General features: G+C 71.8%; 16 protein-coding genes. 14 read left to right on the top strand and 2 right to left on the bottom strand.

Annotated elements, in window-relative coordinates; translation table 11 throughout:
• The first annotated feature begins 39 nt into the window (after positions 1-39).
• The 3 genes from SGFS_RS06745 to SGFS_RS06735 all read left to right on the top strand — a co-directional run bounded on the left by SGFS_RS06745 (position 40) and on the right by SGFS_RS06735 (position 2,496).
• The gene (locus SGFS_RS06745; RefSeq protein WP_286248459.1) at positions 40-1,305 is read left to right on the top strand and encodes a cytochrome P450; all 1,266 of its coding nucleotides are present in this window, start codon (positions 40-42) and stop codon (positions 1,303-1,305) included.
• Positions 1,306-1,440: 135 nt separating this feature from the next.
• Positions 1,441-1,947: a MarR family winged helix-turn-helix transcriptional regulator gene (locus tag SGFS_RS06740; protein ID WP_286248458.1), complete on the top strand. Its 507-nt coding sequence runs from the start codon at positions 1,441-1,443 to the stop codon at positions 1,945-1,947.
• Positions 1,948-2,082: 135 nt separating this feature from the next.
• A complete protein-coding gene (locus tag SGFS_RS06735; protein ID WP_286248457.1) occupies positions 2,083-2,496 on the top strand; it encodes a DUF6069 family protein in 414 nt (137 codons plus the stop codon).
• 173 nt (positions 2,497-2,669) lie between these two features.
• Here SGFS_RS06735 and SGFS_RS06730 read toward each other — a convergent pair whose 3' ends face one another.
• Both SGFS_RS06730 and SGFS_RS06725 read right to left on the bottom strand, forming a co-directional pair.
• Positions 2,670-4,835, bottom strand: a complete 2,166-nt coding sequence (locus SGFS_RS06730) for a SpoIIE family protein phosphatase (protein WP_286248456.1) — start codon at positions 4,833-4,835, stop codon at positions 2,670-2,672.
• Positions 4,836-5,005: 170 nt separating this feature from the next.
• Positions 5,006-5,782, bottom strand: coding sequence for a hypothetical protein (locus tag SGFS_RS06725; RefSeq protein WP_286248454.1), 777 nt, complete (start codon positions 5,780-5,782; stop codon positions 5,006-5,008).
• Positions 5,783-6,354: 572 nt separating this feature from the next.
• Between SGFS_RS06725 and SGFS_RS06720 the strand changes: the two genes are divergently transcribed.
• From SGFS_RS06720 to SGFS_RS06670, 11 genes are all read left to right on the top strand, one after another.
• Positions 6,355-8,484, top strand: a complete 2,130-nt coding sequence (locus SGFS_RS06720; RefSeq protein ID WP_286248452.1) for a hypothetical protein — start codon at positions 6,355-6,357, stop codon at positions 8,482-8,484.
• A gap of 185 nt (positions 8,485-8,669) precedes the next feature.
• A complete protein-coding gene (gene pelF, locus SGFS_RS06715; RefSeq protein ID WP_286248449.1) occupies positions 8,670-10,169 on the top strand; it encodes a GT4 family glycosyltransferase PelF in 1,500 nt (499 codons plus the stop codon).
• The gene (locus SGFS_RS06710; RefSeq protein WP_286248448.1) at positions 10,166-11,578 is read left to right on the top strand and encodes a hypothetical protein; all 1,413 of its coding nucleotides are present in this window, start codon (positions 10,166-10,168) and stop codon (positions 11,576-11,578) included. The genes pelF and SGFS_RS06710 overlap by 4 nt, the downstream gene beginning before the upstream one ends.
• A gap of 90 nt (positions 11,579-11,668) precedes the next feature.
• Complete coding sequence (locus SGFS_RS06705; RefSeq protein ID WP_286248446.1) at positions 11,669-12,670, top strand: GDP-mannose 4,6-dehydratase; 1,002 nt, start codon at positions 11,669-11,671, stop codon at positions 12,668-12,670.
• A 43-nt stretch (positions 12,671-12,713) separates the two neighbouring features.
• Complete coding sequence (locus SGFS_RS06700) at positions 12,714-13,427, top strand: nucleotidyltransferase family protein (protein ID WP_286248444.1); 714 nt, start codon at positions 12,714-12,716, stop codon at positions 13,425-13,427.
• 7 nt (positions 13,428-13,434) lie between these two features.
• Positions 13,435-14,346, top strand: coding sequence for an NAD-dependent epimerase/dehydratase family protein (locus SGFS_RS06695; protein ID WP_286248442.1), 912 nt, complete (start codon positions 13,435-13,437; stop codon positions 14,344-14,346).
• Complete coding sequence (locus tag SGFS_RS06690) at positions 14,343-15,008, top strand: spherulation-specific family 4 protein (RefSeq protein ID WP_286248440.1); 666 nt, start codon at positions 14,343-14,345, stop codon at positions 15,006-15,008. The genes SGFS_RS06695 and SGFS_RS06690 overlap by 4 nt, the downstream gene beginning before the upstream one ends.
• Positions 15,005-15,826: an endo alpha-1,4 polygalactosaminidase gene (locus SGFS_RS06685; RefSeq protein ID WP_286248437.1), complete on the top strand. Its 822-nt coding sequence runs from the start codon at positions 15,005-15,007 to the stop codon at positions 15,824-15,826. Before SGFS_RS06690 ends, SGFS_RS06685 begins: the two co-directional genes overlap by 4 nt.
• 11 nt (positions 15,827-15,837) lie before the next feature.
• The gene (locus SGFS_RS06680; RefSeq protein ID WP_286248435.1) at positions 15,838-16,347 is read left to right on the top strand and encodes a hypothetical protein; all 510 of its coding nucleotides are present in this window, start codon (positions 15,838-15,840) and stop codon (positions 16,345-16,347) included.
• 178 nt (positions 16,348-16,525) lie between these two features.
• Positions 16,526-17,755: a PP2C family protein-serine/threonine phosphatase gene (locus SGFS_RS06675; RefSeq protein WP_286248433.1), complete on the top strand. Its 1,230-nt coding sequence runs from the start codon at positions 16,526-16,528 to the stop codon at positions 17,753-17,755.
• Between the two features lie 165 nt (positions 17,756-17,920).
• Positions 17,921-20,218 carry an ATP-binding SpoIIE family protein phosphatase gene (locus SGFS_RS06670; protein ID WP_286248431.1) on the top strand — a complete coding sequence of 766 codons (2,298 nt, stop codon included), beginning with the start codon at positions 17,921-17,923 and terminating at the stop codon, positions 20,216-20,218.
• Positions 20,219-20,227 lie beyond the last annotated feature (9 nt).

Raw genomic sequence — 20,227 nt, 5'->3', positions numbered from 1 at the left:
AGTCCCGTCGGCGGGTGCCCGACGAACAAGGAGGCGGCAGTGACCAGTGCGTTAGGCGAACCGGCGGACGGACCCACGGCGGACACCCCGGAGTACGACATCGCCAGGCCCGCGCGGTGCCCGCTGGACCCCGCGCCCGCCATGCGGGCCCGGCAGGCCGAAGGACCGCTGGTACGGGTCCGGTTGTGGGACGGGAGCACGCCCTGGCTCGTGACCGGTCATGACGCACACCGGGCGGTGCTGTCCGACCCGAGGGTCAGCGTGGACCCCTTCCAGCCCGGTGCGCCGAAGCTCTCACCGGGGGAGGCCGCGGCGACCGAGCATCTGCTGAAGCAGAACAAACGCTCGACCGGCACGAGCTTCATCATGCTGGACGACCCCGAACACGCCAGGCTGCGCCGGATGGCCACGTCCGCGTTCACCATCAAGCGCGTCGAGGCGATCCGCAGGCCCACCCAGCGGATCGTGGACGACGTGCTCGACCGACTGCTCGACGGCCCCAGGCCGACCGATCTCGTCGAGGCGTTCGCGCTGCCGGTGCCGTCGCTGGTGATCTCCGAACTGCTCGGCGTGCCGTACGACGACCACGACTTCTTCCAGTCCAACAGCAAGGCCCTGATCAACCGGGACACGCCCGCCGAGGAGCGGAGGGCCGCCCAGCAGCGGCTGGCCGACTACCTGGACGGCCTGCTGGGCGAGAAGCTCGCCCACCCCCGTGAGGACCTGCTCTCCGGGCTCGCCGGGCGCGTCAAGGCGGGCGAGCTGTCCCGGGAGGAGGCGACGGAGATGGGGGTGCTGATGCTGTTCGCGGGCCATGAGACCACCGCGAACATGATCACGCTCGGCACCCTGGCCCTGCTCCGGCACCCGGACCAACTGGCCCTCCTGCGCGACAGCGAGGACCCCAGGCTCATCGCCGGCGCGGTGGACGAACTGCTCCGCTACCTCACCATCACCCACGGCGGACTGCGCCGGGTGGCGCTGGAGGACATCGAGATCGCCGGCCAGGTCATCCGCGCCGGCGAAGGCATCATCCCGGTCAACGAGACCGCCAACCGCGATCCGTCCGTCTTCCCCGACCCCGACCGACTGGACCTCACACGCGACGCCCGCCGCCACGTGACCTTCGGCTTCGGCGTCCACCAGTGCCTCGGCCAACCCCTGGCCCGTATGGAACTCCAGGTCGTCTACCCCACCCTCCTGCGCCGGATCCCCACCCTGGCCCTGGCCACCGAACTGGACCGGATCCCGTTCAAGCACGACGGATTCGTCTACGGCGCCTACGAGCTGCCCGTCACCTGGTGAGGGCGCCCCCGTCGGCCGACCGACGGACGGGGAGCGCCGCGAGCGCAGGCTGCCGCCGAACGACCCCGCGGCCGGGCTCGCTCAGGAGGCATGTCGTGATTGAAGCTTCAAATGACAGCTCGCTAAAGTGCGATCATGGAAACGACGCCCCGCTGGCTGGATGCCGAGGAACGACGGGCCTGGCTGGCCTACATCGACTTCTCCACCCTGCTCGCCGACTATCTGAACCGGCAGTTGCGGCGGGACGCCGGCATGACGCACGCCGACTACGTACTGCTGGCCATCCTGTCCTCGGCGCCCGAGCGAAGCCTCGGTATGTCGGAGCTGGCCCGGCAGCTGAGGATCACTCGCAGCCGGCTGACCCACGCGGTGAACCGGCTGAGCGAGGACGGGCTCGTCGACCGGCGCGAGGACCCCGCGGACGGGCGAGGTCAGCTCGCCGTGCTCACCGACGCGGGGTACGCCCTGCTGGAGCAGGTCGCCCCCGGACATGTGGAGGCCGTGCGCCGAGCGGTCTTCGACGCGCTCACTCCGGAGCAGGTACGGCAGTTCGCCGAGATCGGCGAGGCCATCGGCGACGCCCTGCAGCGTGTCGAGACCGCCGGGGCCGACCCGGCGGTACTGCCCTGGCGTCGCCGGTAGGGCCGCCTCGGCCCGAGGGCTCCTGACGCACCCCTCCGCCATGGCTTGAACTTTCAAGTGACCTGCTGCAAGATTATGTTTGATTCTTCAAACGGCTGCGCGTCCGTACGCGGCCTTGTCCCCCTTGGAGTCACCATGTCCGCTGTTTCCCAGAGCACCGCCACCCGCCGAGGCCCGCTGGTCGTGGTGGGCGGTGTCCTGGTCGCCGTCGTGCTGTCCTCCCTGGTGAACGCGGTGATCGCCGTACTGGGGCGCGCGGTGGGCGCGCCGGACGACTTCCAGCCGCTCGACCCGGGCTCGTACATCTTCCTGACGACCGTCGGCGTGGTGGCGGGCGCGATCGGATGGGGGATCGTCCGCAAGGTGTCCGGGAACGCCGAGGGCGTGTTCCGGTGGCTCGTCCCGGTCGTAGTCGTGGCGTCGTTCGTGCCCGACTTCCTCCTCTTCGACGCCGGCGGCGTGACCGGGGTCGTCGCCCTGCTCCTGATGCACGTCGCCGTCGCGGTGATCGCGGTGACCGTGTACCGCAGGGTCCTGCCCCTGAGCTAGGGCGTGTTTCGAAAGTCCCGTCTGCCCCGCGACGCCTGGCACGGCACCTCGCCGCGTTGTCGGGATCGTCCGCGTACGCCCAGTACGCGGACGACCCTCCGCCATGCGATGCACCGCACCAGACGCCGCGGGCCCCGCCCTCCGGGCGGACGACGCCACTTTCGAAACACGCCCTAGGCCTGCGGCTGGGATCGGACCGGGAGCTCCTGCTCCACCCAGATGCACTTGCCGTCCTGGAGGTAGCGGGCGCCCCAGCGTCGGGACAGCGTGGCGACGAGCTGCAGGCCGCGTCCGCCCTCGTCCGTGTAGGTGGCGTGCTGGATGCGGGGAGTGGTGAGGCTGCCGTCGTACACCTCGCAGGTCAGAGAGGTGCTGCGCAGCAGGCGTAGCCGGATCGGGCCCTTGGCGTGCCGGACGACGTTGCCGACCAGCTCGCTCACCAGCAGTTCCGTCGTGAGCGTCAGATCGTCCAGCTTCCAGTCGGCCAGCTGTCGGCGGACATAGGCGCGAGCCTGGCCCGCCGCCCGGGGATCCTCCGGGAGGTCACAGGAGGCCACGTCACCCGCGTCGGTGCACCGGGTGTGGGCGATCAGCAGCCCGGCGTCGTCGGCCGTCTGCTCGCGGTCGGGCAGCAGGGCCGCGACGACCGTGTCGCAGAGCTCTTCGAGACGCCGGACGTCCCCCGCCTGATCGGCGGGTCCGAACTGGCCGGTACGGGCCGCCGCCCGGGACAGGGTCTGCCGGAGCTGGGCCAGCCCCTGCTCCACGTCCCGGTCGGCGGACTCGATGAGCCCGTCGGTGCACAGGACGAGCAGGCTCTCCTCTGGCAGGTCCAGATGGTGCAGGTCGAACGGGGGACAGGCCGCACCCAGCGGTGGATCGGGCGACGGGTCGGGGCTGTGCAGAGTGCCGTCGGGCAGAACGACGATCGGCGGCGGGTGCCCGGCCAGAGAGTACGAACACGTGCGCGCGACAGGGTCGAAGACGAGGTACAGGCACGTGGCGTACGAGTCCTCGCCCAGGTCGCGGACCATGTCGTTGAGACGGCCGAACAGCTCGTCGGGCGGCATGTCCAGATCGGCGAGGGTCCGTACGGCGGTGCGCAGCCGGCCCATGGTGGCCGCCTCGGTGATGCCATGGCCCATGACATCACCGATCACCATGGCGACCCGGTCCGCCGACAACGGAATCAGGTCGTACCAGTCACCGCCCACCTGCGTGTCCCGCCCCGCAGGCAGATAGCGGGCGGCGGCGCTGACGGCGGGCAGCCGGGGCAGTGTCCTCGGCAGCAGGCCGCGCTGGAGTTCCTGGGCGCGGGCGTGCTCGGCGTCGTACAGGCGCGCCCGCTCCAGGGCCTGTCCGACCAGACCGCTGACGGCGGTCAGCAGGGTGCGCTCCTCGTCGCTGAAGGGATGCGGTTCGCTGAAGGACACCACGCACACACCCACGACCTGCCCGGAGGCGACCAACGGCATGAACGACCAGGCCTCCTTGGGCGACAGCTCACTCAATGGGCTCTCGGTCGGATACCGCCGCAGGAAGTCCGCCTTCGATTCGATGAACTGGGGAACGCGCGTGCCGACCACGTCGAGGATCGTGGCGTGCGCGGAGACCGGGAGGACCTGGGCCGCTCTGAGGAATTCCCGCGGGTATCCGAGGGCACCCACCAATTGCAGTCGGTCGGCTTCCAGGGCGTAGAACACCAGCCCGTCGGCGCCGAACGGGGGCAGGACATGGCTCGCGAAGGCATCGATGACGTCCCGGGCTGTGACGGCCTCCGCGAGCGCGCTGGTCAGCTCGCCCATCTGTACGGGCCGCTCCGGCCCGAGCGGCTCATGGCCCAGCGGAGCGCCGGGCCTGCCGCTCAGATGCACGCCGGCCCACCGCGCGATCGTGCGCAGGAAGGACTGATGGACCTCGTCCGGCTCGCCGTCCCCCGCCGTCAGCACGGAGAGCACACCGACCAGCCGATCGGCACCGGGGAGGGACACCGAGAGCGTACCGGTCGCCCCGATGCCCAGCGGGTCCCCGCCCACCCAGACCGACACCGAGCGCCGCACGGCCACTGCGGGCGCCGCGTCATGCCCCTCGGGCAGTTCGGCCCACGGCCCGGCACTCGCCGCGCTGATCCCGTCGACCGCGATCAGGCGCAGTTCACCGTCCTCGCGGTGGTAGCCGTGCACAAGGGCGCCCACGCCGTCCAGGCCGGTCCTGGCCTGTTCCAGCACGAGGGACAAGGTCTCCCTGTCGGCCGTCTCCTCCGAGGTCGTCAGGGTGCCGGAGGACGCGGGTTCGGGCCGCTCCACGCGGCTTCGGGGCTCGACGTTCCGAGTCGCCACCTCGCCTCCTGCTCACCCGCAGGTCATGGGCCCCTCGTACAGCCGCTGGGCACACGGTCGCCTCTGCACGAGTCGGCCTACGTTCCCTCACGCTAGCACCGAGGACTCGTCCCGGCCCGGCCCCGGCAGCGGGGAAGGGCCGGGTGCCGGGGCCGTCGGCGCGGAGTCCGTCAGGGCACCAGGTCGCGGGCGAGGACCGTCAGCGCCATCCGCGTCTTGGTCTCGCCGGACGGCGGCGGCTCGATGCCGCGTCCACGCAGGGCCCGTTCGAGCAGTCGCCCGGTGTCGGCCGCCTCCGCCGTGCTCGATCGGACCGAGATCTCCAGAAAACGCAGGTCCTTGACCGTCCACTCCTCGATGGCCACGGCCAGTTCGTCCCACTCCTGCTTCCACTTGACGCTGTACACCGGGCCCAGCGCCCTGAGGTCGGAGAGGTCGCCCTTCTTCAGACCGGCGGCGTCCTCGAGAAGGCCGTGGTGCGGGTCGGTGAGGAGATGGTCCAGGGCGCCGCGTTCGGACGCGAGCGCCGACCGGAGGAGCGCCGCCTCGAACTTGCGGTCGGCCTGGAGCGAGGCGGCCGGCACGGGTACGAAGGAGGGGCCCGCCCGGTCCTCCTCGATCGTGAACTCCCAGTCGTCGTCCTCGTTCTTGATCTCCTCCTGCCAGTCGGACGGCAGCGGGGGACACGGCCGCAGCTTGACGGTCATGTCCCCCTTGCGCTTCGCCCCGTGGTCCGCGTCGTCCAGCCGCAGCCGGAGGATGACCCCGCGTTCGAGGAAGGGCAGCACGATGCCCTCGGAGCCCTTCCTCGGCGCGTCCCAGAAGTGGATCGTGCGACTGCGGCCCGCACTGCTCTGCAGCCCGAGCGCACAGGCCGCCTTCCGTGCCTCGTCGCCGGAGAAACTGATCTTGAGTTCAGCGGCCTTGGCCGTGGGAATCTCTGCCATGGTGCCGTTATCGCACGATGCGCGGGCCCCCGCAGCCGGAGGCCCTCCATCAGCCGTAGGCGCCACTCGGCCGGGCCCGCGTCACCATGTCGCTGATTCCGGTGGTGTCGTCCAGCGGCGGGCCGGCCTGCACGCCCGAGACGCGCGTGCTCCACGCCTGACGCTCCCTCGGGGAAATGACCGACCACGGTGGGAGTGACCTGAAATGATCTGTGACCGGGCTCACATTTGTGGTCTGGACCACTGGCGATCGGTCCGGCGGGCCCACGCGGTCCGCCGGTGCGTCCCGAAGGGCCCGGACCAGCGCGCCGGGCCCTTCGGGGGCCATCCGGCGCAAAGCTCCTGGACGATGGAAAAAACGTCAATTCGGTTCCAGGTCACCCCTGTTGGACACCTGCGCTTTTTCGTCATGTTTCGCTGCATCACCACGAAAGCTGCACAGAGCCACCACTATGTGACGCGACGGATGCGTCGACGACCGACTTCTGAGGGGGGAGCCGGCGTCGCGCAAGGGGGTGCGTCCGCTCTGCGGGAGCCGCGCTCACCCCTGCCCGGGGAGGGGACTGCACCGCATGACGCGGACCTTACGCACCACCATGCTCACGGTGGGCGCGCTCATCGCCGCACTCGGCCTGCCGACCGGCGCCGCACACGCCGATGGCACCACGCCCCGCATCGATCTGCGCGTCCTCATAGTGAGCGACGGCGGCCCTTCCACCGACGCGATAGCCGCCGAACTGACCGCGGCCGGCACGCCGTACACCGAGATCGACCTCAATGACTCCGGCCGGACCGTGATCGACGCGGGCTTCCTCGCGGACACCGTCGACGGCAGGCCGCGCGCGAGGTTCCAGGCCGTGGTGCTGCCCAACGACAACCCGTTCCCGGCCGGTTCCGCCGAGATGGCGGCGCTCGCGGCGTACGAGCAGACGTACGCGATTCCTCAAGTCGACGCCTACACCTACGCGCGTCCAGAAGCCGGTTTGCAGTATCCGGTCCACGGTGGCTACTCCGGCAGCCTCGACGGCGCCGAGGCCGAGGTGACCGCCGCCGGCAAGTCGGGCCCCTTCGGCTATCTCGACGGGGCGGTGCCCTTCGAGGACAACGACCCGGCGATCGGCGAGAGCTACGCCTACCTGTCGACCCCCGTCGCCGGAGCCGACTTCACCCCCTACGTCGAGGCGACGGTCCCCGGGCAGTCCACCAAGGGCACGCTCGTGGGCGAGTACAAGCACGACGGGCGGCGCGAGCTCGTCGTCACCTTCGTCTACAACCGGTACCAGCAGCAGTTCCGGCTGCTGGCCCGCGGCATCGTGGAGTGGATGACCGGCGGTGTGCACCTGGGCGCCTCGCGGAACTACTTCGCCGTGCACGTCGACGACGTGTTCGCCGCCGACGACCGCTGGAACACCGAGCTGAACTGCACCCCCGGTGACGTCGACTGCACGGACCCGAACGCCGAGCCCGACCCGATCCGTATGACCACGGCCGACGTCGACCACGCCACCGCCTGGCAGACCGAGAACGACTTCACCCTCGACCTCGCCTACAACGGCGCGGGCAGCGTCGGTCACCGCGGGGACAACAACGGCGACGACGCGCTCGCCGACAAGCTGATCGCGGACCGCGCCGAGTTCCGCTGGATCAACCACACCTACACGCACGCCTTCCTAGGCTGTGTCCAGGACACCTCGGTCGTGCCCTGGAGATGCGCGACCAACGCGGACGGCTCCACCCAATGGGTCGGCCGCAGCGACATCGCCGACGAGATCGCCACCAACCGCGTCTGGGGCGCGAGCGCCGGACTCCCGCTGGAGAACGGTGAGCTGGTCACCGGTGAGCACTCCGGCATGAAAGTGCTGCCGCAGCAGACCGAGGACAACCCCAACCTGGCGCTCGCCCTCGACGACAACGACATCGACTGGCTCGGCTCGGACAACTCCCGCGAGCCCGACCAGCGTCAGGTCGGCCCCGCCACGACCGTGCCCCGCTACCCGATGAACGTGTTCTACAACGCGGGCAGGGCGGCCGAGCAGGTCGACGAGTACAACTGGATCTACACCAGCCGCGCCCAGGGCGGCAGCGGCATCTGCGAGGACAACCCCGCCACCGCCACCTGCCTGTCGGCCCCCCTCGACACCGCCACGGGCTACGCCGAGGTCATCGTGCCGCTGGAGAAGCGCATCGCCCTCGGCCATGTCCTCGCCAATGATCCCAAGCCGCACTTCATCCACCAGTCGAACCTGGCCGAGGACCGCATCGCCTACCCGGTGCTCGACGGCGTCCTCGACGGCTACACGGCGCTGTTCGCCACCAACACCCCCGTGGTCAACCTGAGAATGAAGGACATCGGCGCCGAACTGCGGCGCAGAGCCGCCTGGAAGACGGCCGTCCAGGCCGGTGACGTCACCGCCTACCGCATCGGCGACACGGTGACCGTCGAGGCACCGGACGAGCTGGCGGTCACCGCGACCCTGCCCACCGGGACGACGTCGGCCGGCGCCGCCTTCGGCGAGGCCTACGCGGGCGCGGTCTCGGGCTGGACACCCTCCGCGGGCGCCCCGCTCGACTTCACCCTGCCGGCCTCCGCCGCGCTGCCGGCCGACGAGTCCGCCGAGACGGCCCCCGCCACGAAACCCGCGCCGGACACCAAGGTCCCCGACGGCGTGAGCGAGCCCGTCCCGTACACCGCGGAGAGCTGACCGCCGTACGGCACCGGGGGCCGCCACCGGCACCGACCTCATGACCACCGATCCCAGGCGTGACCCAAGGACGGACCACAAGGCGGTTCCCAGGACCGACCCCAGGACCGCCCTGCGGTCCCGTCCGCCCGCCGGCGGCCGGGACCGGCACGAACCACCCCACTTCTCGGCCGTGGAGCACAACCATGCCCGTTCCTCACGGAGCGCGAAACAGTGACGCGACGCGCGTCACACTGCTTACCGAAGGCACCTACCCACACAGTCACGGCGGCGTCAGCGTCTGGTGCGACCAGCTCGTACAGGGCATGCCCGACCTCGACTTCGACGTCATCGCCGTCACCGGGACCGGACGCGAACCCGTCGTCTGGGACCTGCCCGCACATGTGACACGCGTCCTGTCCGTCCCCATGTGGGGCGCCCCGCCGGATGGCCGTCCGCCCCGGGGCCGCGCCCGCAACCGACTCACCCACGCCTACGAACAGTTCCTCACCGCCCTGCTCGACCCGCACGCCGAGTCGGCTTTCGCGCCCGCCCTGTACGCCATGGCGCGGGCCGCGGCGGACGGAACACTGAGCCCCTTCCTGCGCGGCGACCGGGCGATCGCCGTCCTGACCGGCATATGGAACCGCCCGGGCCTGGCCGTACGCGAGGCCCGCCCAAACCTGCACGACGCGCTCACCGCGACCTCCCTGCTCGAACACGCCCTGCGCCCGCTGGCCGCGCCACCTCCCGAGTACGGGGTCGCGCACGCGGTCAGCGGCGGCGTCGCCGTCCTGCCCGGCCTCGCCGCCCTCGAACACCACGGCGTACCCCTACTGCTCACCGAGCACGGCGTCTATCTGCGCGAGCGCTACCTCGGCTACCGCACCGCCCCCTACCGCTGGCCCGTCAAGGCCGTCGTCCTCGGCTTCTTCCGGCTGCTCGCGGAGGAGAGCTACCGCAGGGCCGCCCTGATCACCCCCGGCAACCGCTACAACCGGCTCTGGGAGGAACAGGGCGGCGCCGACCCGGAGTCCATACGCACGGTCTACAACGGCGTCGACCCCGCGGCCTTCCCGCCCGCCGGACCGGAGCCGGACACGCTCACCCTCAGCTGGGCGGGCCGCGTCGACCCGATCAAGGACCTGGAGACCCTCATCCGGGCCTTCTCCATGGTCCGCGCCCAACTCCCGGACACCCGGCTGAGATTGTTCGGCGGCACCCCGCGCGGCGGCGAGGCCTACCGGGAGCGCTGCGAGGCGCTCGCCGCCGAACTCGGGCACGCGGACGCCGTCACCTTCGAGGGCCGCGTCGACGACATCAAGGACGCCTACGCGGCCGGGAACGTCGTGATGCTCTCCAGCATCAGCGAGGGCTTCCCCTTCACCCTGATCGAGGCCATGTCGTGCGGCCGGGCGACCGTCTCCACCGACGTCGGCGGCGTACGGGAGGCCGTCGGCGACACCGGGCTCGTCGTACCGCCGCGTGACCCGGCGGCGATGGCCGCGGCCGCGCTGGCACTCCTGGGCGCCCCGGCGCGGCGCGCGGCGATGGGCGAGGCGGCCCGGCTGCGGGTGATCGAGCAGTTCACCCTCCGCCAGACCATCGACACCTTCCGCGCCATCTATCTCGAACTTCCCAAGCCGGAGCACCGGTTGGCGGTCCCGTCGGCCCCGCTCGCCCCGATCAGCACGGTGGCCGGATGAGCGGCCCCATGTCACTGGAACCCGGCGGCGACCAGGACACGCTGGCGATCCGGCTGGCCGACCGGCGCCTCATACACCGCCGCCCGAGCTGGGCCCTCGACGACACCACCCTCGTCATCCGCCTGCCCCGGCGCGGCCCCGACGAGGAGGCGGTCAACGGTCTCGCCGCCGAACTCGCCGACCGCATCGGCCCGGCCGTCCACCCCTACGAGGTGGCCGCACTCCTGGAGGCGGAGGGCATGCCCGCCTCCGTCATCAAGGAACGGTACGGCCACCCCAATCTGTTCTCCCTCGCCGCCGCGCTGTACGAGAAGGTGCCGCGGACCTTCCCGGACCCCCCGCGGGGGCCGGACCCCTGGCGCCCGGACACGGTGCGCTGCCTCCTGCGCGGTGTGCTGTTCGCCCTGCCGGGCCTCGCGTATCTCCTCACCACCCCGCTGTGGAACGCCGGAGCACACATCCCGGTCCTCGTCCTGGCGGGACTCGTCTCCTGGGCCTGGGGCCAGGCGCTCGGCCACCGCGCGCATCTGCGGATGGCGACCGGGCGACGCGAGGCGGGCCGTACGCTCCTCGTCGGCGCGCCCCTGGGCGCGGCGGTCGCCACGGGGGTCGCGGCACTGCCCGCCGAGAGCGGCGCCGTGATCCTGATCGCCGCCGGACAGTCCGCCTACCTCGCGGCGGCGGGCGTCCTGCTGGTGTTCGGCAGAGAACGGCTGCTGCTGGCCGCGCTCAGCCCCCTGATCGCCGGAGCCGCGGTCCTGCCCTGGTGGGAACCGGGCCCCCAACTGCGGGCCGGACTGCCCCTGCTCGCCCTCCTCGCCACGCTCGCCGTCACCGGCCGGGCCCTCTGGACCGCCCGCAGCGCCCCGGCCGCGTCCGGCGCCGCCGGACCACACCTGCTGTGGTCCCTGCCGTACGGCCTGTTCGGCCTGGCCGCCGGGGTGCTCGTACTGCTGGAGGGACGCGAGGAGCCGTACGCCGTGATCGTGCTGACCGTCAGCATGGGACCGGCGGAATGGCTGCTCTACCGCTACCGGGGTCTGTCGGTGTCCGCGCTGCGGTCCACCGCCACACCCGTCGGGTTCCTGCTGCGCTCGGCCGGCATCCTCGGTCTCTGTCTGCTCGGCTACCTGGCGCCGCTGCTGCCGGCCGCCCTGCTCACCGGCTCCGAACCGACCGCACTGCTGCTGCTCGCGGCCGTGCTGTGGACCGCGCTGCTGCTCCAGGCCTTCGGGGCGGCCTGGCCCTCGGCCCTGATCTGCCTCACGGCGGCGGGCGGCGCCGCGGCGGTCACCGGCCTGGGTCTCCCACCCGGCCACGCGGCGCTGCCGCTGGCCTGCGGCGCGGCCCTGCTGTGTCTGTCGGCGTGCACGCTGCGGCTGCTCGGCAGGCCCGCGTCGCACGCCTGAACTCTCCCCGAGATCAACGATCCCGCAGTGATCCATCACCGATCCACCGCTGATCACCCCGACATCCAACCGACCGGAAGGACCCACCAGTTGACCTCCGCACCGCTCGCCGCCGTCACCGGAGCCGAGGGCTTCATCGGCTCGCACCTCACCGAGGCACTCGTCGCCTCCGGACACCGGGTGCGGGCCATGGCCCAGTACAACTCCTTCTCCTCGTACGGCTGGCTGGAGACCCTCCGGCCGGACGTCCTCGACCACGTGGAGATCGTCCTCGGTGACGTCCGCGACCCCGGTTCCGTGCGCGGTCTCCTCGAAGGCGCCGACACCGCCTACCACCTGGCCGCGCTCATCGCGATCCCGTACTCCTACCAGGCGCCCCACAGCTATGTGGACACCAACGTCACCGGCACCCTCAACGTGCTGGAGACCGTCCGCGCCCTCGGCACGCCCCGGCTGGTGCACACCTCCACCAGCGAGACGTACGGCACCGCGCAGACCGTACCGATCACCGAGGACCACCCCATCAACACCCAGTCCCCGTACGCCGCCTCGAAGGCGGGCGGGGACCGGCTGGCCGACAGCTACCACGCCAGCTTCGGCACCCCGGTCGTCACCCTGCGGCCGTTCAACACCTTCGGGCCGCGCCAGTCGATGCGCGCGGTCATCCCCACCGTCATCGGCCAGGTCGCGGCGGGGGAGCGCACCATCACCCTCGGCGATCTGCGCCCCACGCGGGACTTCACCTTCGTCAAGGACACCGCACAGGCGTTCCTCGCGGTCGGCACCGCGCCCGCCGAGCAGGTCGTCGGACGCACCTTCAACGCCGGTACCGGCGGGGAGATCTCGGTCGGCGACCTCGTCGCGCTGATCGGCAAGGTCATGGACACCGAACTCGACGTCCGCGAGGACGAGACACGCATCCGGCCCGCGGGCTCCGAGGTGATGCGGCTGGTCGCGGACGCGACCCGGCTCGCCGCCGCCACCGACTGGCAGCCCGCCCACTCCCTGGAGGAGGGGCTCGCGCACACCGTTGAGTTCTTCCGCGACCCGGCCAACCTGGCCCGCTACAAGACCGGCATCTACAACATCTGACCCGCCCGACACGACCCTTCATCCGAGTACGAAGAGGAGTCCCATGCACGCAGTGATCCTGGCGGGAGGCAAGGGTGTCCGGCTGCGGCCCTACACCACCGCGCTGCCCAAGCCGCTCGTGCCCATCGGCGACCAGCACGCCATCCTGGAGATCGTGCTCCGCCAGCTGTCCGCGGCCGGCTTCACCAGCTGCACCATTGCCATCGGCCACCTCGGCGAGATCATCCGCGCCTACGTCGGCGACGGCTCCCAGTGGGGCCTGACCGTCGACTACGCCACCGAGGACAGCCCGCTCGGCACCATGGGCCCGCTGCTCAACCTGCGCGACCGGCTGCCCGAGACGTTCCTGGTCATGAACGGTGACGTCCTCACTGACCTCGACTACGCCGACGTCCTGCACCAGCACCGCGCCTCGGGCGCCCCGCTGACCATCGCCACCTACGCCCGCAAGGTCCACATCGACTTCGGTGTGCTGACCACCGACACCAACAAGGTCGTCGCGTTCACCGAGAAACCCAGCATGGACTACCACGTCTCCATGGGCGTCTACGGCCTGTCCCGCTCGACCCTGGACGGCTACACACCCGGACTGCCGCTGGGCTTCGACGAACTGGTCCTCGATCTGCTGAGGGCCGACAACCAGCCACATGCCTACGAGTTCGACGGGTACTGGCTGGACATCGGCCGCCCCGACGACTACGACCAGGCCAACGCCGAGTTCACCACCCGAAAGTCGCTTCTGCTCAAGGGGGCCTGAGCACCACATGCGCATTCTCGTCCTGGGCGGCACCGGCTATCTGGGCGCCCACATCGCCGAGCGACTGCGCGCCCTGCCGGGCGCGCTGGTCCTCGGCGGCGGGCGCGCGCCCGCCGCCGAGTTCCCCGTCGACCTGGCCTCGGTCCACCCCGAAGAACTGGCGAAGACCCTCGCGTCGGCCGCCCCCGACACCGTCATCAACTGCGCCGGCGCCACCGGCGGCGACGCCGTCACCCTCGCCGAGGTCAACGCCAGAGGCCCCGCCGTGCTGTGCGCGGCGCTGCGCCAGGCGGCACCCGCCGCCCGGCTGGTCCATCTGGGCTCGGCCGCCGAGTACGGCCCCGGCGTCCCGGACGTCCGGGTGACGGAGTCGGCGGCCGTCCGCCCGGTCGGCCCGTACGGCGCGACCAAACTCGCCGGCACGGTCGCCGTCGCCTCCTCCGGCCTCGACGCTGTCGTCCTGCGCGTCGGCAACCCGGTCGGGCCGGGGGCACCGGCCACCGGTCTGCCCGGCCGCATCGCCGGACTGCTGCGCGCGACCGGCTCCGACCCGGCCGCCGTGCTGCGCCTCGGCGACCTGTCCGCCTACCGCGACTTCGTCGACGTCCGCGATGTGGCCCGGGCGGTGGTCCTCGCGGTCACGGCCTCCGGCCCGCTGCCCCCCGTCCTCAACATCAGTGGGGGGCAGGCGGTCCAGGTGCGCGAACTCGTCCGCGGCCTCGCCGACAAGGCCGGCTTTCGGGGACGGATCCAGGAGAACGCGGGAGGCTCGGCCTCGGTCCGCTCGGCAGAGGTCTCCTGGCAGTGCTCCGACATCACCGCCGCCGAGGCGGCCCTCGGCTGGCGCCCGGCCCACACCGTCGACGACGCCGTGGCCGCGCTGTGGCGCTCCGTGGGGGAAGGCGACGGTTCGCCGTGAGCCTGCTGATTCCGCTCTACGTCCACCCGGCCGAGGACCCGGGCGCCTGGCACCGCCTGATCACCGCCGCCGACCGCACCTACGGGGTGATCCTCAACCCCGCGAACGGGCCGGGCGAGAGCCCCGACCCCGCGTTCACGGCGGCGGCCGGTGCCCTCCGCGAGGCCGGGGCGCGGCTGCTCGGCTACGTCGACACCGACTACGGGGTGCGCGACCGCGCCGAGATCGCCGACGAGTTGCGCCGACACCAGGAGTGGTACGCGGCCGACGGCTGCTTCCTCGACCGGGTGACGGCGACACCGGAGGGGTTGTCGGCCTGCCGCCGCCTGGTCAAGGCCGTGCGCGGACTCGGCGCCGGGACGGTCGTCCTCAACCCCGGCGTCCATCCGGCGCCGGGGTACGCCCGCCTCGCCGACCTGACCGTCACCTTCGAGGGCCACTGGTCGACGTACGTCTCGGCGTTCAGCAGACCGGCCTGGACCGACCGGCATCCACCTGAGGCACTGTGCCACCTCGTGTACGGCGTGCCCGAGGCGCTCGTCCCGCTCGCCGTCCGCACCGCGCACGAGCGCGGCGCGGCGGTGTGCGGCCCCGTCACGGGTGAACCACCCAATCCCTGGGCCGAGTTGACGCCCGCGCTGACCGGGACGGCGGAGCGATGAAGAGGAGCACGGCACTGGTGTGCGGAACCCTGCTGGCCGTTGCGCTGCTGGCGGGCTGTTCGAGCGGCACGGGCGGATCCGGCGGCCCGAGCGGCTCCCCTTCCCCGGCGGCCACCGCGGCCCGGTGGAAGCCGAAGCCGGGTCTCGCCTGGCAGTGGCAGCTCAGCAGCAAGGTCGACCCGTCGGTGGACGTACCCGTCTACGACATCGACGGCTTCGAGAACACCGCGGCGGACGTGGCCCGGCTGCACCGCGACGGCCGCAAGGTCATCTGCTACATCAACGTCGGCGCCTGGGAGGACTACCGGCCCGACAAGGACGACTTCCCGCGCTCGGTGCTCGGCGAACCCGACGGCTGGGCGGGGGAGCGATGGCTGGACATCCGCGAACTCTCCGTGCTGCGACCGATCATGGAGCGGCGTTTCGACATGTGCCGGGACAAGGGCTTCGACGCGGTGGAGCCCGACCTCGTCGAGGGCTACGGCAACGACACCGGCTTCCCGCTCACCGCGCGCGACCAGCTGAGGTACAACCGCATGATCGCCGAGATCGCCCACGCGCGCGGACTGTCGGTGGGCCTGAAGAACGACCTCCCGCAGATCCCCCAGCTCGTGGCCGACTTCGACTTCGCGGTCAACGAGGAGTGCGCCCAGTACGACGAGTGCGCCGAGCTGAGTCCGTTCGTCGAGGCCGGAAAGGCGGTGTTCCACGTCGAGTACAAGGAGCCGAGGAGTAGCTTCTGCGCGGAGTCCCGCCGCCTGGGACTTTCGTCGATGGTCAAACGTCTGGAACTCGGGGTGTGGCGCCAACCCTGCTGAAGGAGGGGTTCATGAGGATCGAGGACATCGAGGGGATCGAAGCGGCCGTCACCCGGGTCGACACCGCTCTCCGCCCGATCGCGGAGCGGCCGGTGGACGTCAGCGATCCCGACTGGGCGGAGAAGATGCGGCTGAGACCCGCCCCGATGGACGAGGCGGGCGTCCGGACGGAGGCCGAGGCCGCGCTGCGGGCCCTGCTCAGCGCCTACGAACACGGCGACGAGCCGCTGCGCGCGTCCGTCCGCGCCCTCCTCGCCCACCGCACTGCGTTCCGCTGGGCCGTGCACCTGCCCTTCGAACCCACCCCCGAGGGATTCCGGCAGCGCCTGCTGCACATGTCGATCGTCGACCAGGGCTCGGACACCCGCGACGAACTGCTCACCCTGCACGACCTGTGCGCGGAGGCCTGCGACGCGGGGGTCGACATCGAGCCACTTCTGCGCGAGGTGGCGGAGCTGTCCAGCCGGGAGGACAAGTACGGCATGGGGTCGATGCGCGACATCCTGCTCCGGACCCGGTGAACTCGGCCGGCCGGTGCCGCGCATCGACCCGGCCCGGCACCGCCGCGGCGACTCTGCGCTCCGTGACCGTGCACGTAGTGTGACCTGCCGTTCTCCTGGCCGCACGGTCCGCGCCCTGTCCGGTTCCGGCTCGTATGGTGGGTTCACAGAACGGCGACGGACGCTGAGGCGGCGCAGCATGGCTGATACGGCGATCGACTACGCGGAGGTCTTCCAGGCCCTGCCCGGCATGGTGGCGTTGCTGACACCCGAACTCGTGTACGCGGACGCCAACGAGGAGTTCCTGCGGGTGGCGGGGCGCACCCGCGAGCAGGTGATCGGCCGGTACCTCTTCGACGTGTTCCCCGAGAACCCCGACGACCCCGGCGGAAGCGGGATGCGGAACCTCGCGTCCTCCCTGGAGCGGGTGGTGGGCGCCGGCGAGCGCGACGCGATGGCCCTGCAGCGGTACGACGTGCAGTCGACGGAGCGGCCGGGGGAGTGGGAGGAGCGGTACTGGAGCCCGGTGAACGCCCCCGTCGTCGGCCCCGACGGGAAGGTGGTGCTGGTGATCCACCGGGTGGAGGAGGTCACCGAGCTGATCCGCGCCCGCTCCCGCCCGCTCGGCGACCGGGACCGCGTCCTGGAGGCCGAGCTGTACACCCGCGCCCGTGAGCTGCAGGAGGTCAACGAACGCCTGCGCGAGGCGCACGCCCGGGAACGCGAGGTCGCCCTCGCCCTGCAGCAGGCCATGCTCCCCGCGCCCAGCCCTGTAAGGCACCATCGCGCGGCTGTGCGCTACCAGCCGGCCACGGGCGCGCTGAACGTGTGCGGCGACTGGTACGACCTGGTCGACCTGTCCGGCGGCGACCGTATAGGCGTAGCCGTGGGCGATGTCGTCGGGCACGGGCTGGCCGCCGCCGGAGTCATGGGCCAGCTGCGCAGCGCGCTCGGCGCCGCGTCCCTCGTGGCGGACGGCCCCGCCGAGGCGCTGGACGCCCTCGGTCTGTACGCCCGCTCCGTCGACGGCGCGGAGAACACCACCGTCGTCCAGACCCGGATCGACTGGGACACCCACACGATCGTCTACAGCAGCGCCGGTCATCTGCCGCCCGCGCTGCTGTGCCGCGACGGCCGGGTCGTCTTCCTCGACCAGGCCACCGATCCGCCGCTCGGCGCACGCCCGGAACACACCCCCCGGCCACAGGCAACCGTCGACTTCGCCGAGGGCGACACCCTGGTCCTCTACACGGACGGGCTGATCGAACGCCGGGACGAGGACATCGACGCCGGGCTCGCCCGTCTCGCCGACGCCCTCACCCGCCACCGCGGCGTCGTCCTGGAGCCCCTCGCCGACGCCCTCCTGCGTGACCTGCTCCCGGCCGGCGGCGCCACCGACGACACTGCCCTCGTCATCATCCGGCTGTGACCCACGAGCGACGGGGCCATGGGCGCGATGCGCGTCGACACGCTACAGGACCGACTTGTCTGTTTCGTCCTCCACGGGCAGGCTGGGACAGTGAGTGACATCACCGGCGTGAAGTGAGCGGGAATGACCGCTTCTGATCAGGGCCCTGGTCGCAGTGGGTGGTCAATGGATGCAGCAACGGCAACGGTCAGCCTTGAAGGTGTCGTCACCGGGTGGAGTGAGGAGGCCCGGCGGCTGCTGGGCCACCGGGCCCCCGAGATCGTGGGCCGATCCGCCACCGATCTCCTCCTCGCCCCGGAGTCCACCGACGCGATCGGGTTCGCCCCGGTCACGGCCGAGGAATGGAGTGGCACGGTGGCGCTGCGCCACAAGGACGGCCACCGCGTCGAGGCGACCCTGCGCGCGAGCCCCTCACTGGACGGCGACGGTACGGTCCAGGCGTTCGTCCTGACCGCCACCACGGGCGCGGCCGAGCGGGAGCACGACCGCAGGATGGTGGAGTGGGCCTTCGCCCAGTCGTCGGTCGCGCTCTCCACCGTCCCCGTCCCCCAGACACGCTCCGGCAGGGGCCGCGGCGACGCGGGGTTCCTGGAGTGCGTCCGCCAGGTCGCCGAGGAGGGCGAACCGACGCGCTACGAGTTCATCGGCCAGGCCACGGAGTCCGGCCGCGGGCGGGCCTGGATCGTCGAACTGTGGCCCGTAAGGGACCCCGCCTCCGGCCGGGTCGTCGGGGTGGGCACGGCGACCTTCGACAGCAGCGAACAGCACCTGGCCGAGGAACGGCTGGCGCTCCTCAACGAGGCGGGCACCCGCCTCGGCACCACCCTCAACGTCACGCGCACCGCCCAGGAACTCGCCGACCTGGCCGTGCCCCGGCTCGCCGACTTCGTCAGCGTGGACCTCCTCGACTCCGTGACCCGCGGCGAGGAACCGGTCCTGCGGACCGTCGAGGCCGCAGTCGTACTGCGCCGCATCGCACACCAGTCCTCCATCGAGGGCGTGCCGGAAGCCGTCGTCCCCCTCGGCGAGGCCGACACCTATCCGCCTTACTCACCGCCCGCGCGCTCCCTGGCCGACGGGCACCCTGTGCTCAGCGGCACGGCCGACCCCGGCTTCGCGCGCTGGATCGCCGGGGACATGGCGCGGTCCGCCCGTGTGGAGGAGCACGGCTTCCACTCGGTCATCGCCGCCCCGCTGCGCGCCCGGGGCCTCACCCTCGGGGTCGTGGTCTTCGCCCGCCGCGGCGGCTCGAAGCCGTACGAGCAGGACGACGTGATCCTCGCCTCGGAACTCGCGGGCCGCGCGGCCGTCGGCATGGACAACGCACGCCGCTACACCCGCGAACGCGCCAACGCCCTCACCCTCCAGCGCAGCCTGCTCCCCCGCGACCTGCCCAGACAAGCGGCCGTCGAGGTCGCCTACCGCTATCTCCCCGCCGGCACGGCCGCCGGCGTGGGCGGCGACTGGTTCGACGTCGTCCCCCTCTCGGGCACCCGCGCCGCCCTGGTCGTCGGCGACGTCGTCGGTCACGGCATCCACGCCTCCGCCACCATGGGACGGCTGCGCACCGCCGTGCGCACCCTCGCCGACGTGGACCTCCCCCCGGACGAACTGCTCACCCACCTCGACGACCTCGTCGCCCATCTGACCTCGGACGACGGCGTGGCCGCCGACGAGTCGGCCACCGGTGAGATCGGAGCGACCTGTCTGTACGCCGTCTACGACCCGGTCTCGCGTATCTGTACCTTCGCCAGCGCCGGCCATGTGCCCCCCGCCGTGCTGTTCCCCGACGGCACGGTCAGCATGGTCCGGCTCACCCCGGGCCCGCTGCTGGGCGTCGGCGGTCTGCCCTTCGAGGCCACCGAACTCGAACTGCCCGAGGGCAGTGTCCTCGCCTTCTACACGGACGGCCTGATCGAGGCCCGCGACCACGACATCACCTTCGGCATCGACCGGCTCTGCGAGGCCCTCGCGGAGCCGGTGCCGTCGCTCGAGTTCACCTGCGACAGCATCCTCAAGGCCATGCTGCCCGCCACCCCCGCCGACGACGTTGCCCTCCTCCTCGCCCGCACCCGAGCCCTGCACGCCGACCAGGTCGCCGCCTGGGCCCTGCCCTCCGACCCCGCGATCGTCGCCGACGCCCGCGCCCAGGCAACCCGGCAGCTGGAGAAGTGGGGGCTGGACGACGCGCGGTTCGTCACGGAACTGGTCGTGAGCGAACTGGTCACCAACGCCATCCGCTACGGCGACGTACCCATCGGCCTGCGTCTCATCAGGGACCGCACCCTGATCTGCGAGGTGTCCGACGCCAGCAGCACCGCCCCGCACCTGCGCCGGGCCCGCACGTACGACGAGGGCGGCCGAGGGCTGCACATGGTCGCCCAGCTCACCCAGGGCTGGGGCACCCGGCAGACCGCCACGGGCAAGACCATCTGGGCCGAACAAGCCCTACAGGTCGGCTGATCATGACCG

It is taken from the genome of Streptomyces graminofaciens (assembly GCF_030294945.1).
Classification (GTDB): Bacteria; Actinomycetota; Actinomycetes; order Streptomycetales; family Streptomycetaceae; genus Streptomyces; species Streptomyces graminofaciens.
This window is presented reverse-complemented; position numbering and strand designations above follow the sequence as displayed.